Origin of the sequence: Streptomyces huiliensis (assembly GCF_020037025.1) — a bacterium.
GTDB classification, from domain to species: domain Bacteria; phylum Actinomycetota; class Actinomycetes; order Streptomycetales; family Streptomycetaceae; genus Streptomyces; species Streptomyces huiliensis.
Genome location: NZ_JAIQLH010000108.1, coordinates 1 through 15,506 on the forward strand (window position 1 = coordinate 1; position 15,506 = coordinate 15,506).

At 72.4% G+C, this 15,506-nt stretch carries 14 protein-coding genes and 1 tRNA gene; 13 read left to right on the forward strand and 2 right to left on the reverse strand.

What is annotated here, in order from left to right; translation table 11 throughout:
- The 6 genes from JNW98_RS19875 to JNW98_RS19900 form a co-directional block, all read left to right on the forward strand.
- On the forward strand, window positions 1-816 hold an 816-nt coding region (locus tag JNW98_RS19875), incomplete at its 5' end, for a molybdopterin molybdotransferase MoeA (RefSeq protein ID WP_223769606.1).
- Between the two features lie 72 nt (window positions 817-888).
- Complete coding sequence (moaC, locus tag JNW98_RS19880; RefSeq protein WP_223769607.1) at window positions 889-1,380, forward strand: cyclic pyranopterin monophosphate synthase MoaC; 492 nt, start codon at window positions 889-891, stop codon at window positions 1,378-1,380.
- Between the two features lie 26 nt (window positions 1,381-1,406).
- Window positions 1,407-1,937 carry a MogA/MoaB family molybdenum cofactor biosynthesis protein gene (locus JNW98_RS19885; protein ID WP_223769632.1) on the forward strand — a complete coding sequence of 177 codons (531 nt, stop codon included), beginning with the start codon at window positions 1,407-1,409 and terminating at the stop codon, window positions 1,935-1,937.
- Window positions 1,934-2,545, forward strand: a complete 612-nt coding sequence (locus JNW98_RS19890) for a GNAT family N-acetyltransferase (RefSeq protein ID WP_223769608.1) — start codon at window positions 1,934-1,936, stop codon at window positions 2,543-2,545. Before JNW98_RS19885 ends, JNW98_RS19890 begins: the two co-directional genes overlap by 4 nt.
- A 151-nt stretch (window positions 2,546-2,696) precedes the next feature.
- The gene (gene sepX / locus JNW98_RS19895) at window positions 2,697-3,785 is read left to right on the forward strand and encodes a divisome protein SepX/GlpR (RefSeq protein ID WP_223769609.1); all 1,089 of its coding nucleotides are present in this window, start codon (window positions 2,697-2,699) and stop codon (window positions 3,783-3,785) included.
- Between the two features lie 105 nt (window positions 3,786-3,890).
- Window positions 3,891-3,964 (forward strand) — tRNA-Ala (locus JNW98_RS19900).
- An 80-nt stretch (window positions 3,965-4,044) separates the two neighbouring features.
- Here the strand turns inward: JNW98_RS19900 and JNW98_RS19905 are convergent.
- Both JNW98_RS19905 and JNW98_RS36655 read right to left on the reverse strand, forming a co-directional pair.
- Entirely contained in the window at window positions 4,045-5,418 is a 1,374-nt protein-coding gene (locus JNW98_RS19905; protein WP_223769610.1) for an aldehyde dehydrogenase family protein, read from the reverse strand.
- 1 nt (window position 5,419) lies between these two features.
- Window positions 5,420-7,867, reverse strand: a complete 2,448-nt coding sequence (locus JNW98_RS36655) for an aminotransferase class III-fold pyridoxal phosphate-dependent enzyme (RefSeq protein ID WP_308015636.1) — start codon at window positions 7,865-7,867, stop codon at window positions 5,420-5,422.
- Between the two features lie 832 nt (window positions 7,868-8,699).
- On the opposite strand from JNW98_RS36655, the gene JNW98_RS19920 reads away from it, so the two are divergent.
- From JNW98_RS19920 to JNW98_RS19950, 7 genes are all read left to right on the forward strand, one after another.
- A complete protein-coding gene (locus JNW98_RS19920) occupies window positions 8,700-9,284 on the forward strand; it encodes a dihydrofolate reductase family protein (RefSeq protein ID WP_223769611.1) in 585 nt (194 codons plus the stop codon).
- Between the two features lie 186 nt (window positions 9,285-9,470).
- Complete coding sequence (locus JNW98_RS19925) at window positions 9,471-9,620, forward strand: hypothetical protein (RefSeq protein ID WP_223769612.1); 150 nt, start codon at window positions 9,471-9,473, stop codon at window positions 9,618-9,620.
- 97 nt (window positions 9,621-9,717) lie between these two features.
- Window positions 9,718-10,959, forward strand: a complete 1,242-nt coding sequence (locus JNW98_RS19930) for a phenylacetate--CoA ligase family protein (RefSeq protein WP_223769613.1) — start codon at window positions 9,718-9,720, stop codon at window positions 10,957-10,959.
- 20 nt (window positions 10,960-10,979) lie between these two features.
- On the forward strand, window positions 10,980-11,516 hold the full coding sequence (locus tag JNW98_RS19935) for a glycine-rich domain-containing protein (protein ID WP_223769614.1): 537 nt from the start codon (window positions 10,980-10,982) through the stop codon (window positions 11,514-11,516).
- A gap of 582 nt (window positions 11,517-12,098) precedes the next feature.
- Entirely contained in the window at window positions 12,099-12,695 is a 597-nt protein-coding gene (locus JNW98_RS19940) for a carbonic anhydrase (RefSeq protein ID WP_223769615.1), read from the forward strand.
- 70 nt (window positions 12,696-12,765) lie between these two features.
- Window positions 12,766-14,244 carry a SulP family inorganic anion transporter gene (locus tag JNW98_RS19945; RefSeq protein WP_223769616.1) on the forward strand — a complete coding sequence of 493 codons (1,479 nt, stop codon included), beginning with the start codon at window positions 12,766-12,768 and terminating at the stop codon, window positions 14,242-14,244.
- A gap of 273 nt (window positions 14,245-14,517) precedes the next feature.
- Window positions 14,518-15,384: a putative RNA methyltransferase gene (locus tag JNW98_RS19950; protein ID WP_223769617.1), complete on the forward strand. Its 867-nt coding sequence runs from the start codon at window positions 14,518-14,520 to the stop codon at window positions 15,382-15,384.
- Window positions 15,385-15,506: the final 122 nt, after the last annotated feature.

Consider the following 15,506-nt stretch of genomic DNA (forward strand, 5'->3'; position numbering starts at 1 on the left):
GTCCGCGCCCGCGGCAGCGACGTCGCCGCCGGCGACCTCGCGCTCGCCGCCGGCACCGTCCTCGGCCCCGCCCAGCTCGGGCTGCTGGCCGCGATCGGCCGCGGCACCGTGACCGTCCGCCCGCGCCCCCGCGTCGTCGTCCTCTCCACCGGCAGCGAACTCGTCCCGCCCGGCACCGAGCTCGCCCCCGGCCGCATCCACGACTCGAACAGCTACCTCCTCGCCGCCTGCGCCCGCGACGCCGGCGCCCTCGCCTACCGCGTCGGCGCGGTCGAGGACGACGCCGCGACGCTGCGCGCCACTCTGGAGGACCAGATCGTCCGCGCCGACGCCATCGTCACCAGCGGCGGCGTCAGCGTCGGCGCCTACGACGTCGTCAAGGCGGCGCTCACCGGGCTCACCGGCGACGAGGGCCGCGTCGAGTTCCGCCGGCTGGCCATGCAGCCCGGCAAGCCGCAGGGCTTCGGCCGGCTCGGGCCCGGCCGCATCCCCCTCTTCGCCCTCCCGGGCAACCCCGTCAGCGCCTACGTCTCCTTCGAGGTCTTCGTCCGGCCCGCCCTCCGCGCCATGATGGGTCTCGAACCGCCGGAGCGCCCCGTCGTCCGCGCCGAGTGCGCCGAGCCCGTCGGCCCGTCGCCGAAGGGCCGCCGCCAGTACCTGCGCGGCCGGTACGCGGACGGGCGGGTCACCCCCGTCGGGGGCGCGGGATCGCACCTGGTGGGGGCGCTCGCGCGGGCCGACGCGCTGATCGTCGTCCCCGAGGAGACCACCTCCGTCCCGGCGGGCGCCGAGGTGGACGTCATCCTTCTCGACTGACCACCGCCGGCTCCGGGTACGGTGGCACCCCACTCCAGCAGAGCTGGCCTTGGCCTTTGGACCGGGAGAACGATGAGCAGCACCCAGCCCCCACCCGCCCGGCTGACCCACCTCGACGACGCGGGCGCGGCGCGCATGGTCGACATCACGGCCAAGGACGTCACCGCCCGCACCGCGCGGGCGAGCGGACGGGTGCTGGTCGCGCCGCGCGTGGTGGAGCTGCTGCGCGGCGAGGGCCTGCCCAAGGGCGATGTCCTGGCCACCGCCCGGATCGCCGGGATCATGGGCGCCAAGCGCACCCCGGAGATCATCCCGCTGTGCCACCCGCTGGCCCTCTCGGGCGTCACCATCGACCTCGCGGTGGGCGACGACGCCATCGAGATCACCGCCACCGTCCGCACCACCGGTCGCACCGGTGTCGAGATGGAGGCCCTGACCGCCGTCACCACGGCCGCCCTCACCGTCGTCGACATGGTCAAGGCGGTCGACAAGGCCGCCGTCATCACGGACGTCCGGGTGGAGGAGAAGTCCGGCGGGAAGTCCGGCGACTGGCGGCGCCCGTGAGCGCCCCGGACGTTCCGGCGAGAGCGCTGGACACCCCCGCGAGAGCCCTGGCCGACACCCCTGTGAGAGCCCTGGTCGTCACCGCCTCCAACCGCGCCGCCGCCGGCGTCTACCCCGACCGCGGCGGCCCGCTGCTGGTCACGGGCCTGACCGAGCTCGGCTGCACGGTCGACGGCCCGGTGGTGGTGCCCGACGGCGACCCGGTCGAGGCCGCGTTGCGCACGGCCGTCGCCGAGGGGTACGACGTGGTGGTGACCACCGGCGGCACCGGCATCTCGCCCACCGACCGCACCCCCGAGGCCACCCGGGCCGTCCTGGACTACGAGGTGCCCGGCATCGCCGAGGCCGTCCGCGCCGAGGGGCTCGCCAAGGTGCCGACGGCCGCGCTCTCCCGCGGCCTGGCCGGCGTCGCCGGGCGCACCCTGATCGTCAACCTTCCCGGTTCGACGGGCGGGGTACGGGACGGCCTGGCCGTCCTCGGCCGGCTGCTCGCGCACGCCGTGGACCAGCTGCACGGCGGTGACCACCCCGGACCCGCGCCCCGGACCCCGGCATGACCATGTGGCCGGTGGCGCTCCGGGACGGGGACGTCCTGCTCCGTCCCATCCGCATGCGCGACCACCGCGCCTGGCGCGAGGTCAACCGGCGCAACCGGGACTGGCTGCGCCCCTGGGAGGCCACCGTCCCGCCGCCCCCGCCCGGCGGCCCGCCGGCCCGGCGCCCCACCTACCGGCAGATGGTCCGTCACCTGCGGTCCGAGGCGCACGCGGGCCGCATGCTGCCCTTCGTCATCGAGTACCAGGGGCGGCTGTCCGGCCAGTTGACGGTGGCGGGCATCACCTGGGGGTCGATGTGCTCGGCGCACGTCGGCTACTGGGTGGACGAGGCCGTGGCCGGCCGGGGCGTCATGCCGACCGCCGTGGCGCTGGCGAGCGACCACTGTTTCCGCACCCTCGGCCTGCACCGCGTCGAGGTGTGCATCCGCCCGGAGAACGCGCCCAGCCGCCGGGTCGTGGAGAAGCTCGGCTTCCGCGAGGAGGGGCTGCGCCCGCGGTACCTGCACATCGACGGGGCCTGGCGGGACCACCTGGTCTACGCGCTCACCGCGGAGGAGGCGGTGGACGGGCTGGTGAGCCGGTGGCACCGGTCCCGCCTCACAAAATAAAATAAGTGTTCGAATTTCACTGTCGAATGACGGTCGATGTTCGGTTTCGAACCCAACAATCACAAAAAAAGTTCGAGATATCAGCCGGTTCGTGCGACACACCGCGCCAATTGGCGGAATCCGCCGAGCGGACCCCTCTACCGTGTGCAGTGTGAGCAGCAGCGGCCTGATCTACGCAGTCATCGTCGGGGCCTGGGCCGCCTACTTGGTGCCGATGTGGCTCCGTAGGCAGGACGAGCTCAATGAAGCTCGTCCGACGGAACGCTTCAGCACCGCCATCCGGCTGCTGTCCGGACGGGCGGGGATGGAGCGCCGTTACGCCAAGGAGCTCGAACGCGCCGGCGCCTCCGCCGACGCGGAGGCACCGGACGCGTCGGCACCCGGCGCGGAGGCGGACGCCCCGACGGCGCGTCCCCAGGAGCCGGACGCGGCGCCCGCGGCAGCGGTCGCCGCCCGGCCCTCCGGCATGCCCGCGCCCGACCGGACCGCGCCCGACCGGGCGGCCCCCACGCCGGCCGAACGCGCCCGCCGCTCCAAGGTCCTCGCGCGCCGCCGCCGCACCACCGTCCTCCTCTTCCTCGCCTTCACCCTCGGCGCGGTCGTCGCGGCCGTCGGCGGCATCGCCTTCCTGTGGGCCCCCGGCGTCCCGGCGGTGCTCCTCAGCTCGTACATCTGCTACCTGCGCGTCCAGGAGCGGCGGCGGTTCGCCTTCGTCATGGACCAGCGCCGGGCCGAACTGGCCGCGCAGCGGCTCCGCGAGGGCCGCCCGCGCCCTCAGCAGGCGGCGGACCCCACGACCGTCGCCGCCCCCGCCCCCGCGGACACCGTCCGCCGTCCGGCCCCCGCCGCCGCGGCTGAGCCCGAGATCGCCCCGGCCGCCGCGTCGGCGCCCTCGCCCAGTGCGGGCCGCCGTGCCCTGGTCGAGCAGACCGACCACGCGGAGTGGGTGGACCAGCAGCGCGACCGCGGCACCGAGGGCGACGGCTGGGAGCCCGTGCCCGTCCCGCTGCCCACCTACGTCACCGCCCCCGTCGCCCCCCGCGCCGGCGCCTCCGCCGACCTCGGCACCCCGGACACCTGGAGCGCCGCCCGCTCCAGCACCGCCGGCCCCACCCCCGACCGCAAGCAGGCCGACGACCGCCGGGGCGCCCGCCCCCGCCGCCGTCCCCGCGAGCGCGGCCGCACCCCGCTCTTCGACCAGTACGCGGACGACGAGCGCCCCCGCGCCGCCAACGAGTGACCCGGCCGCCCTTCGGAAGCCCCCGCGCTGGTCAGCCGCGGGAGGGTGAACGAAGGGCGATTTTCTTCTCAGCCGGTCGGGGTGCTAGAGTTTCACTCGTTGCAAGGGCCTGTGGCGCAGTCCGGTAGCGCACCTCGTTCGCATCGAGGGGGTCAGGGGTTCAAATCCCCTCAGGTCCACAACACGACTGTTCCGGAGCAGTCACACGAGATCCCGTCCGGCCGAAAGGCCGGGCGGGATCTCGGCGTTTGCGGGGGCGTCAGATCGTGGCGGGCTCCGTGGTGGTGAAGGTCTTGCTGCGCATGAGGAACTCGCCGAGGTAGCCGTCGTGGGGCAGGCCCGGGGTGAGGATGTGCGTCGGGTGGTCGCCGACGTGGAGGTTGCGGATGGTGGGCTCGTCCAGGAGGCGGGTCACCAGGTCGCGGTCGGACGTGAGCGCGGTGAGGGTGAGGGTGTCGCGCAGCGGGGCCAGGCCGTCCGACCGGCTCCACGGCGCGATCCACACGCACGGGAACGGCATCTCCAGGCGCGTCTGCGGGGCGTCGGCGCGGTCCACCTGGAACACCGCCGGGCGCAGCACCGCGGAGCCGTCGCCGAGGTCGGCGGCGATGGTGTCGCCGCCGAGCCGCGCCGTGGCCCCTGCGGCCTCGGAGTGCACGTACTTCTCCAGGTTGCGGGCCTCGTCCAGGGGGCGGACCGGTAGGGCCGCTTCCGCATGTTCCGGGGGCAGGGACGGCAGGGTGGCCAGGCGGCCCGCGATGGCTTCGGCCAGCGGTGCCGGGTCCCCCTCGACGAAGACGGCGGTGGCGTTCACGCACGCGGCGCCGGCCTGCGCGGCGATCGAGTCGACGATGGTGTCGAGGTGCCGGGTGTAGTCGGTGTCGGCGGTGACGAGGATCTTGACCCGGCCCGGCCCGTGCGGGAGGACGGTCGTGGCGGACCGGTACTTGTCCAGCACGGTGTCGTCGCCGTAGACGATGGCCAGGTCGCCGCCGGCGACCAGCTCGTCGGCGGTGCTGTGGTCGGTGGGCAGGAGCACGACGTGGTCGGTGCCGAAACCGGCCTCGTGCAGGGCGGTGACCAGCCGGTGCGCGCTCAGCGGTTCGCGCCGGGAGGGCCGTACGGCGAGGCGGTAGCCGAGGGCCAGCGCCTCCACCCACTGGCTGTGGACGCCGGGGTGGTTGCCGGCGACGAGGGCGGACAGCACGTCGCCGCGCCGGATCCACCGTGCGGTGCCGGCGGCGGTCGACGCGTCCCGGCTGCCGCGCGGCCGGGCCTGGCAGGCGAAGCCGTACGCGCCGGCCAGGCCCGTCGCCAGGGTGCCGGTGGTCTGCCGGACGACCGACAGGGGCAGGCCGCTGACCCGGGCGACGGCGTGCTCGTACCGTTCGACGGACAGCCCGTCGATCGTGCCGGTGGCGAAGAGCCGGGCCGCCTCCGCCAGGGCCGCCGTCCGTTCGTCCGGCGGGAGCGCCTCCGCCCGTCGCAGGGCCGCCAGGGCGCGCCGTACGTACAGCCGCGGCACCATGCTCAGCTCCGCGACCGGACGTCCGGAGACGTCGCGGATCACCTCCTTCGCCTGCGTCCGGTAGGGGCCGCCGGGGCCGAGGGCGTCGAGACGGAGCAAGGCCATCTCAGTACACCCCCTCGATGACGGTGGTGCCGTCGAACGTCCGGACCGGCTGGATGTCGGCGACGGCGTCGCCGCCGGAGTGCTCGGCGGCGGGCCTGCGGAGCGCGGTGTCGCGTTCGAGGTTGTTGGGGAGCAGCATGCTGCGGCTGATGTGGTTCATGACCACCTGGCCGCGCTCGCCGTACGGCACCGGCTTCCCGGTGTCCGGGTCGACGACCCGCAGGCTGATGAACGGGTGCGGCGGGTCGAAGGTGGACGGCTCGTCGTCGGCGAGGCCGGCCCGCTCGTACATGCCGCCGCCGACCATGGTGCTTCCGTAGAAGCCCAGCAGCTGGGCGTCGGGGAACACCTCGGCGCGGAGCAGGGCGCGGGTGTCGAGGTTCATGGAGGAGCCGCCCCAGATGAGGGTGCGGACCTTCCGGTTGATGAGCTCCGACAACTCCTCGTCGCCGGCCATCGCCTCCAGCAGCGGGGGCGTGGTGAAGACGACGCCGACGTCCTGGCTCCGCAGGATCGCCCCGACCTGGTCGAGGATGTGCGCCAGGTACCGCTTGGTCTCCTCCGCCCGGCCCTCGGCGACGCACTTCTTCACCCACCGCGGGTCGAGGTCGATGGTGAACGGGACGCCGCCCCGCAGGTGCGCCAGCGTGCGGCTGGTGGGGGCGAAGAGATGCGGTCCGCTCGGGCCGATCGTCAGCCAGTTGACCCCGCGCGGGACGCCGCGGTCGTCCAGGACCGAGGAGTGCCACGAGGTCAGCCGCTCGTGGAGGTCGGGAAGCCAGACGACGCGCTTGGGCGCGCCGGTCGTCCCGCCGCTCTCGAAGATGTCCAGCGGGATCGGCCCGTCCCCGTACCCCCGCGGGACGAGGTCCTCCACGCGGGCGTCGCGCAACTCGTCGACGACGTTGGGGAACAGGGCGAGGTCGGCTTCGGTGCGGACGTCCTTCCGCGGGTCGAAGTCGAGGGTCCTGGCCCGCTCCAGCCAGAAGCGGGAACCGGTCTTGGGGCCGAAGTGCCAGTCCATGGCGGCGGCGAGCAGGTCCGGCATGGACGGCGGACGGTCCCAGGGCGTGTCGAGGACGGACGGCGCCGGGGCGGCGGCGCTCCTGCGGCCGCGCGGCTTGGCGGCGTACTCGGTGAGGACGTCGGAGACCGCGTCCACGACCCGGTCGGCCTCCTCGCGGCTCATCACCAGGGGCGGGCTGAGCAGAACGGTGTTCGGGTTGTTGCGGACGATGACTCCGGCGCGCTCGCGGACCAGCGGCGGCACCCACTCCGCCGACAGCGGTTCGCCGGTGTCCGGGTCCTGGGTCAGCTCGATGCCGAGCATGAGGCCGAACTGCCGTACCTGGCCGACGAAGGGCAGTTCCTCCAGGCGGCGCAGCCGGTCGCCGAGGTGGTCGCCGATCCCGGTGGCGGCGGCGAGGAGGTTCTCGTGCTCCAGGATGTCGAGGTTCCGCAGGGCCACCGCGCAGCCGGTCGCGTGGCCGCTGTAGGTGTACCCGCCGACGACGCCCTCGTCGCGGGTGACGACATCGACGACGTGGTCGGCGACCAGGAGCGCGCCCATCGGGAAGTAGCCGGAGGTCAGGCCCTTGGCGGTGACGATGAAGTCGGGTGTGACGCCAAGCCGTTCGGAGACGAACCAGTGGCCGGTCCTGCCGAACGCCGTGATGACCTCGTCGAGGATGAGGAGGATGCCGTGGGCGGACAGCAGTTCGCGGACCCGCGGCCAGTAGTCGGCGGGCGGTTCGACCACGCCGGCCACGCCGAGGATCGGCTCCCCGATCATCACCGCGATGTTCTCCGCGCCGATCTCCTCGATCGTCTCGCGCAGTTCGCGCAGGCAGTACTCGGTGACGTCCTCGCCGTCGTACATCTCCGGGTGGAAGGGCAGCGGCGGCGTCAGGTGCCGGACGTTCGGCATCATGGGGCCGAAACCCTGGTGGAACATGGGCATTCCGGTGGCCGCGCCGCCGCCGTAGGTGACCCCGTGGTACCCGAGGTGGCGGGCGAGGACCCACGTCCGCTCGCCCTGGCCGCGCCGGTGGTGGTAGAGCCGGGCCATCCGCAGCGCGGCGTCGACCGCCTCGGCGCCGCCGCTCGTGAAGTACACCCGGTCCATCGCGGCGGGTGCCAGGCCGATGAGCCGGTCGGCCAGCTGGATGGAGGGTTCGTTGGAGAACTCGTGGAAGCTGCTGAAGTACTCCAGCTTCCCCATCTGTCCGGCGGCGGCCTCCACCATCTCGCGCCGCCCGTGTCCGACGTGCGCGAGCATGAGGCCGCCGGTGGCGTCGAGGTACTCGCGGCCGTGCGCGTCGCGTAACCGGCAGCCGGACCCCTCCACCATGATGATCCGATCGGCGGCGGCACCGGGCAGGTGCGGGTGGATGAGCCGGGATCGGTCGGTCTTGACCAGGGCGTCTGCGTTGACCAGCGGTGCCGCCATTTCACCCTCATCTCGGAATTTTCGAAATCTGCTTTTCTGGCGTGCCTTCGCGGATGCTAGTGGGGGAGGGGGAGGCTGGAAAGCGGTGGGTTCAACTGCGGAGAGGCGGGGCGGGTAAAGGATCTACGACATCGGTTGTACGGGGCATGAATGATCACCTCCGAATTCGTGTCGGGCCCTGGGAATTCAGGGGTGAATGGCGTCGCCTGTGCGGCTTCGAACGTGTCGAAGGAACTGTTCCGATGTAGGCCACACGGGTGCCGCCATCCGCCGGGGGCACCGCGAACGATGGGCCGGGCACGCGCGTAGGCGCAGGCGGTAGGTGGTGCCGGGGGCCTTCGCGGGGCGCTCGCGCCGTCGCGTGGGCGCCTTGGGGGCGGCGGTGCCGCAGCGACTCCGCGATGTCTTGGAAAACACGGGTCCGGTCGCCGCAGCACTTGAACGATCGGTGCGTTCCCATACGGGTATGGAGGGGAGGGAATTCCGTGTGAGTGCTCCGGGATATCCGTGTCGGCAGGCCCTCTGGAGGCGTCTTCGCCGGTTCCGGTTTCCGGTCGTGGAAAAGGGGGAAGCGGGCGCGGCATTTCGGCTCCCTCGGTGTCCCTGGTGGCTCCCGCGGCGGTCCCCGGGCGTTCGGGCGGGACGGGGCGAACGACTCGGAGGGGGCCACCGGCAGGCCCGAGCGGGCGGTGGGTCTCCGGAAGGAGTCTCCGGAAGGGGCTTGCGCTACCACTACACATGAAGCACTATGTGCGGAGTGGTCAGCCCGTCAGGGCGCCACCCGGCGGCCCGTTCGCCGGAGACCCGAGCCGTCCATCGAAACGAGGGCCCCTTGCGCAAGCTCACCTACTTCGTCGCCTGCTCGATCGACGGGTTCATCGGCGACCCGAGTGGTGACGCGTCCTCCATGTACGCCTACGTCGACGAGGAGTTCCTGGAATACCTCAAGACCGAGTACCCCGAGACCATCTCCGCCGAGGGGCGCCGCCTCCTGGGGCTGGAGTGGCTGGAGAACCGGCGGTTCGACACCGTCGTGCAGGGGCGGGGGAGTTACCAGCTCGGCCTGGACGCGGGGTTCCCCAGCCCGTACGGGCATCTGCGCGAGTACGTCGCCAGCCGGACGCTCACGGAGTCGCCCGACCCGAACGTGACGCTGCTGTCCGGGGACCTCGTCGCCGCCGTCCGCGCGCTCAAGGCGGAGGAGGGCGAGAAGGACGTCTGGCTCTGCGGTGGTTCGGAGATCGCCGGCGAACTCGCGGACGAGGTGGATGAACTCGTCATCAAGACCTATCCGCAGATCTACGGTTCCGGCATGCCGATGTTCGGCTCGGGCTTCCGGGTGGCCGACTTCACGCTGGAGTCGGTGCGCGTCTTCGGCAACGGAACGCTCGTCAGGAAGTACGTCCGCAAGCGGTAGCCGTCGGGGCGGCGGCCTGCCGTCCACCGGTCGTAGTGATCAAGCCATCCCGGCCCCGGGGTGGCTTGTTCGCTTTCTCGTTACATGGGGTTTCGTTGACACTCCTTTGGCATGCCCTTTACTTTTGACGCCCGCCGCACCGGCGTGTGAACCACCCCTTCCCCGCACTTTCTCCAGGAGGACTCCATGGAAAAGCTGATCGAGAAGATGGCGCAGGACGAGGTCTGGCAGCGGTGGGTGGCGGCCAACTCCGCCCAGGCGTCCGCCAAGGACGGCTGCATCAGCGCGACCCCCAAGCAGGGCTGTATCTCCTACAAGTCCGGCTGCATCTCCTGACCCGCGGCCGCTTCCCGGAGGGCATCGGCCTTCCGGGAAGCGGCGCCCGGCGAACGACGTCCCAGCGAGCGAGGGTGCCCAGCCGATGAGATCGTCCATGGACGGACAGCCGACGGCGGATGTCGTCGCCCGCGTCGAACGGATTCCCCTGTACCGGGAGTCGGCCGAGCGGGGGTATTTCCCCGTGCTGGAGAAGGCGGACATCGCCCGGGGATTCCCGGACAACTGGATGACGCCGGAACTGGCCGAGGCGCTCGCCTCGGGCGAGGCCGAATTCGTGCTCTCCACGGGCACCAACCACGCGCGCATGCAGATCATCCGGCCGCCGTACTTCCTGCTGAAGTCCTACTACCGGCTGTGGAGTGAGCACCCCGACATCTCGGACACCTGGCGGGACGGCTGCCGGCGCGTCTCCCTGACCACCGTGCTGGCCACCGAGCACGTCGCCCGCGTCAACGCCGCGAAACGCGGAGCGGAACCGGACGCGGAACCCTCGCTCGACGAGCGGTGGCTCGACGAGCGAACGCTCTACCTCAACCTCCGGCTCGACCCCGGGCTGTGGGAGCGGGGCGAAGTGGAACGCATGCTGGAGGAGATGCGCACGGTCCGGGACGCGCATCCGCGGGGCCGGTACCACCTCGACTGTTCCGGTCCTCATCTGGCGCACCTCGCCGAGAAGGCGGACCGCTGGAAGCTGTGGGACCGTTTTCCCCGGCCTGACAGCATCGTGCACGCCTACGAATACACGCCGATGAACGTCCGACGGTACCTCCGCGAGCACTTCGACTGCCCGGTCGTCGACCTCTTCGGCAGCACCGAACTGGGCTACCTCTTCTACAGCGACCGGCACGGCGCGTACCACCCGTATCTCGACGAGATGAGCGTGGAGCTGATTCCGGTCGCGCCCGGCAGCGACATCCACAGCCTCATCGTCACCAGTGTGCGCAATCCCCATATGCCGCTGGTGCGTTACCGCTCCGGCGACTGTGTCCGCACCGAGGACGGCTCGCCGGATCCCGCCCGCATCACCCGGTTCTGCGGCAGGGAGAAGGAGCTGTTCAGGACGGGGGCGGGCCGGCTGGTGTCCCAGGCGGACCTGGACGACCGGGTCGCCGCGGCCTCCTCGCGGGTCTTCCTGCACCAGTTGCGGACGGCGGGCGAGCTGGACGCCGTACTGCTGTACACGACGTTCGACGGAGCACCCGTCGACGCCGCCGCGGCAGGGGAACTCGCCGACGGCGTACGCGAACTCACCGGCCTGCGCTGCCGGGTGGCGCACCGGGAGCACCTGCCGATCGGCAGGTCCGGTAAGTACGCCTGGCTCGCCGAGGACCGCTGAACCCTACGGACGGAATGACCATGACCGCACAGCCGCACGTGACCGCCGACGACCTCAGGGCCCTGCTGGGCGAAGGGTTGTACGCGGAGGTGGTGGCGTACGCCGCCGCGCGGACGGAGGCGGGGCCGGACTTCGCGGAGCGCCAAGTCCTCGAATGCCTGCGCTACCTGTACCTCGTCTCGCGCCACCGGGAGCGGCTCGCCGGGCTCTTCCTGCCGGTCGAGCAGGAGATCGACGAGATCTGGCACTACCTGATCCTCCAGACCCGCGAGTACCGGGAGTTGTGCGAGGAGCGGCTGCCCGGGCGCTACTTCGTCCACCACCGCAGCATCTCCTACGAGGACTACCAGGAGGAACCGGGCCGCGAACAGGCGCTGGAGGAGGCGCTGCGCTGGATCCCGCTGTACTGCCGGGAGTTCGGCCCGTTCGACGAGGGCGCCCTGCCGCACTGGACCGTCGTGCGCTTCCTGCACGAGGGGATGGGCATGGCGCTGGCGGAGATCGCCGCGCTGGAGGAGGCCGCGGCGCCGGCGGGGCGGGGCGGGGCGTCCGTCTGAGGGGCGCGCGGCCGACCCTCGCGCCGCAGTCGTGCGCCCCCGTAGCACTGCTTGGCGTCGAGCGCCAATTACCTTTGCTGGGCCAGGATTTGGCTATCTTTTGACCAGACGCAGCGGGTAGCGTGGAGGCCAAGGGCTGCTACAGCCGCCTGACCGGCCGGCTGTCGACGACGCCTCCGCGCACACGGCGCGGTGACCACACGACCGATGGTCCACGGTACTCGGGGGAGTATGTGCTGATGGAACGACGGGTCCACGACAGGACCGCCATTCGATCGGTACCGCTGCCCGGCAGCCTCACCGTCCGCTCCTGCCGCCGTACCACGGCGGCGGGGTCCAGGCGGTAGCCCGGTCGTCCGACCGGTCAGGGGTGTGCGCCGTGCCCCTGCCTCACTCCCGCTTTCCGAGCTGCTCCGAGCTGTTACGAGCTGTTCCCGGCTCTTCCGAGCCTTTCCGCGTCGACGGTGACGCGGCACGTGCCGGCGGTCCCCCGACGGGTCCGCCGGCGTCCGACACCCCAGTGCTGACCTTGAACACACCGCGCCCTGCCCGGAAACGGCGGGACGCAGGAGAAAGGCCACCATGAGGTCCTTGATAGCCAACGCCCGGTCCTTCGCCACCCACGTGGCCGAGCGAGCCGACGAGTTCCGCGTCCTGGAGGCCGGTCAACGACCGGAAGTCCTCTTCATCACCTGCTCCGACTCGCGCGTGGTGCCGTCGCTGATCACCGGCGCCCGCCCCGGCGAGCTGTTCGAGCTGCGCACCGCGGGGAACATCGTCCCCTCGTACTGCGGCGACCACCCCACCAGCGAGACGGCGACCATCGAGTACGCGGTCCGCGTGCTGGGAGTGCGCGACATCGTGGTCTGCGGCCACTCGCACTGCGGCGCCGTGCAGGCGCTCGTCAGCGGCGACGACCTGTCCGCCGTGCCGGCCGTGCGGGGCTGGCTGGAGCGGACGGTCGCCTGGCCGTGGAACGAGCCGGTGGAGGCCGGCACGCCCGACCTGGCCGAACCGGTGCAGCGGCACGCGATCGAGCAGCTGGAACGGCTGCGCTGCCACCCGTGCGTCGCCGAGCGCCTCGCCGACGGGCGGATCGGGCTGCACGCCTGGTACTACGAAGTGCACACCGGTGCGGTCAGGGAGCACCGGTCCGACGGGCGGTTCCACCTGCTGTGACACGCGCGTTCGCCCACCGCTCGGGCGACCATCGGCCCCGTCCCCCTCACAGCGCGAGGAACCCGCAGTCATGTTCTCAACCCTCAAGTACCCCAAGAACCTGAAGGACCCAGCCGTCCTGAGGCAGGACTTCCTGGCCTCACTCGTCGTCTTCCTTGTGGCCCTCCCCCTGTGCGTGGGGGTGGCCGTCGCCTCCGGGGTGCCCGCCGAACTCGGTCTGATCACCGGGATCGTCGGCGGCCTGGTCGTGGGCTGCCTGCCGGGCAGCTCCCTCCAGGTCAGCGGCCCGGCCGCCGGGCTCACCGTGCTCGTCTTCGAGGCGGTCCACGAGTTCGGCCTCGGCGCCCTCGGCGCCATCGTCCTGGCCACCGGCCTGCTTCAGATCATCCTGGGCGCCCTGCACTTCGGCCGGCTCTTCCGGGCCGTGTCCGTGGCGGTCGTGCAGGGCATGCTCGCCGGCATCGGGCTCGTCCTGCTCTTCGGCCAGCTCTACACCATGGCCGAGGTCAAGCAGCCGCGCTCCGGCGTCGCCAAGATCACCGGGATCCCGGACCTGATCGGCACGGTGGCGACGGACGCCGACGCCCTGACCCCCTTCCTGGTGGGCGCGGGCACGATCGCCGTCCTCGTCCTGTGGAAGAAGCTCCCGGCCAGGGCACAGATGGTGCCCGCGCCTCTCGTGGCAGTGGCCCTCGCCACGACCGTCTGCGCCCTGGCCGGGCTGTCCGTCGCCAATGTCGAGGTCCAGGGCATCATCGAGGCCGTCCAGCCGCCCGGCGCGGGCGACTTCGGCGAGCTGGGCAGCGTGGCGGCGCTCACCACCATCCTCGCCTTCGCCCTGATCGCCTCGGCGGAGAGCCTGTTCAGCGCGGCGGCGGTGGACCGGATGCACGACGGTCCGCGGACCGAGTACGACAAGGAGCTGATGGCCCAGGGCGTCGGCAACACGGTCTGCGGCATCCTGGGCGCCCTGCCCATGACCGCCGTGATCGTGCGGAGTTCGGCCAACGTCCAGGCGGGGGCGCGCACCAAGACCGCGCGCATCCTGCACGGCGCGTGGCTACTGCTGTTCTCCGCGCTGCTGCCGGCCGCGGTCGGGATCATCCCGCTGGCCGCCCTGGCGGGCGTCCTCGTCCACGCCGGCTGCAAGCTCGTCCCGATCAAGCAGATCGTGCCGCTCTGGCGGCAGCACCGGGGCGAGGCGGTGGTGCTGGCGGTCACCGCCGTCGCCATCATCGTCACCAACATGTTCGAGGGCGTGCTCATCGGACTGCTGCTGGCGGTCGTGAAGGCCGCCTGGGAGACGTCGCAGATCCACCTCGACGTGCGGGAGACGGTGGAGGGCCGGCTCACGGTCACGGCCAGCGGCAACGCGACGTTCCTCCGGCTGCCCCGGATGCTGGAGACGCTGGAGGCGCTCCCGGAGGACCGGCCCGTCGAGCTCGACCTGTCCCAGCTGCGCCATCTGGACCACGCGTGCCGCACGGTCCTGGAGACGTGGGCCGAGCAGCGGGGAACGACGATCGAGGCCCTGACGAAGGCCGCGTGAGCGCGGGGCGGAGCCCGGCGGGACCGGTTCCCGCCGGGCTCCGCCCTGTCCCGGTGCCGCGCGCCCCGGGCGGGCGCGCGCGGTCCACCGGGGGGCGTGGGGCCGCGTGTTAGCCTCGTGACCATGGTGTTCTCCCGCTGTACGTACGTCTGCGCGGATGTCTGTGCGGACGTCTTTCGCTGAGGCGGGATCACGCCCGAGGCACCGGCCCGGGCCGCCGACGATCCCGACCGCTCACCGCTGACACGCGGCCCGTGCCGCGGAGGACCACGCATGCCCGCCCTTCCCGTCGCGCCCGAGGCGCGGCTCCGCCTCCTCTCCGTCCTGACCTGCCCGCACTGCGGTGAGCGGCTGGACCTGGCCGACGGTTCCGTGCGCTGCGCGGGGCGGCACTCGTTCGACGTCGCCCGCCAGGGGTACGTCGGGCTGCTGACCGGCAACATGCGAGCCGGCAGTGCCGACACGGCCGACATGGTGCGGGCCCGGACGGCGTTCCTGGGGGCCGGGCACTACGCGCCGCTGGCCGGAGCCCTGGCCGGGGCCGTGGCACCGCTCTGCCCGAACGGCGGCGGCACGCTGCTCGACGCCGGTGCCGGCACCGGTTACTACCTCGCCGCCGTGCTGGACGCGCTCCCGGACGCCGTCGGCCTGGGGCTCGACGCGTCCAAGTACGCGCTGCGGCAGGCCGCCCGGGCGCACCCCCGGGCGTGGGCGGCGACCTGGGACGTCTGGCGCCCGCTGCCGGTGCGCGACGGGTCCGTGGACGTCGTGCTGAACGTCTTCGCGCCGCGCAACGGCGGGGAGTTCCACCGGGTGCTGCGGCCCGGCGGCGCGCTCGTGGTCGTCACGCCGACCGCCCGCCACCTGGCCGGGCTGCGCGAGAGCCTGGGGCTGCTCGCGGTGGACGCGGACAAGGAGGACCGGCTGCGGCGGACGCTCGGCGACCGGTTCCGGGCCGTCGGCGCGGAGACGCACGAGCACACCGTCGTCCTGTCGGCGGAGGACGTGATGAACCTGGTGCTGATGGGGCCCAGTGCGCGGCATGTGACGGCGGACGAACTGCGGGCCCGGCTGGAGGGGTTGACGCTGCCGCTTCCCGTCGCCGTCTCCTGTCTGGTGTCGGTGTACCGGGCCGTGTGACGGAACGTTCGTGCGTGGTCCGGACCAAGGCCGGGCCAAGGCCGGACCGTGGTCGTTTGTGACGTAGATCATCCGGCGAACGCCGTCCGACGGATCCTCGGGTCGCGGCGTGCATGACAGGA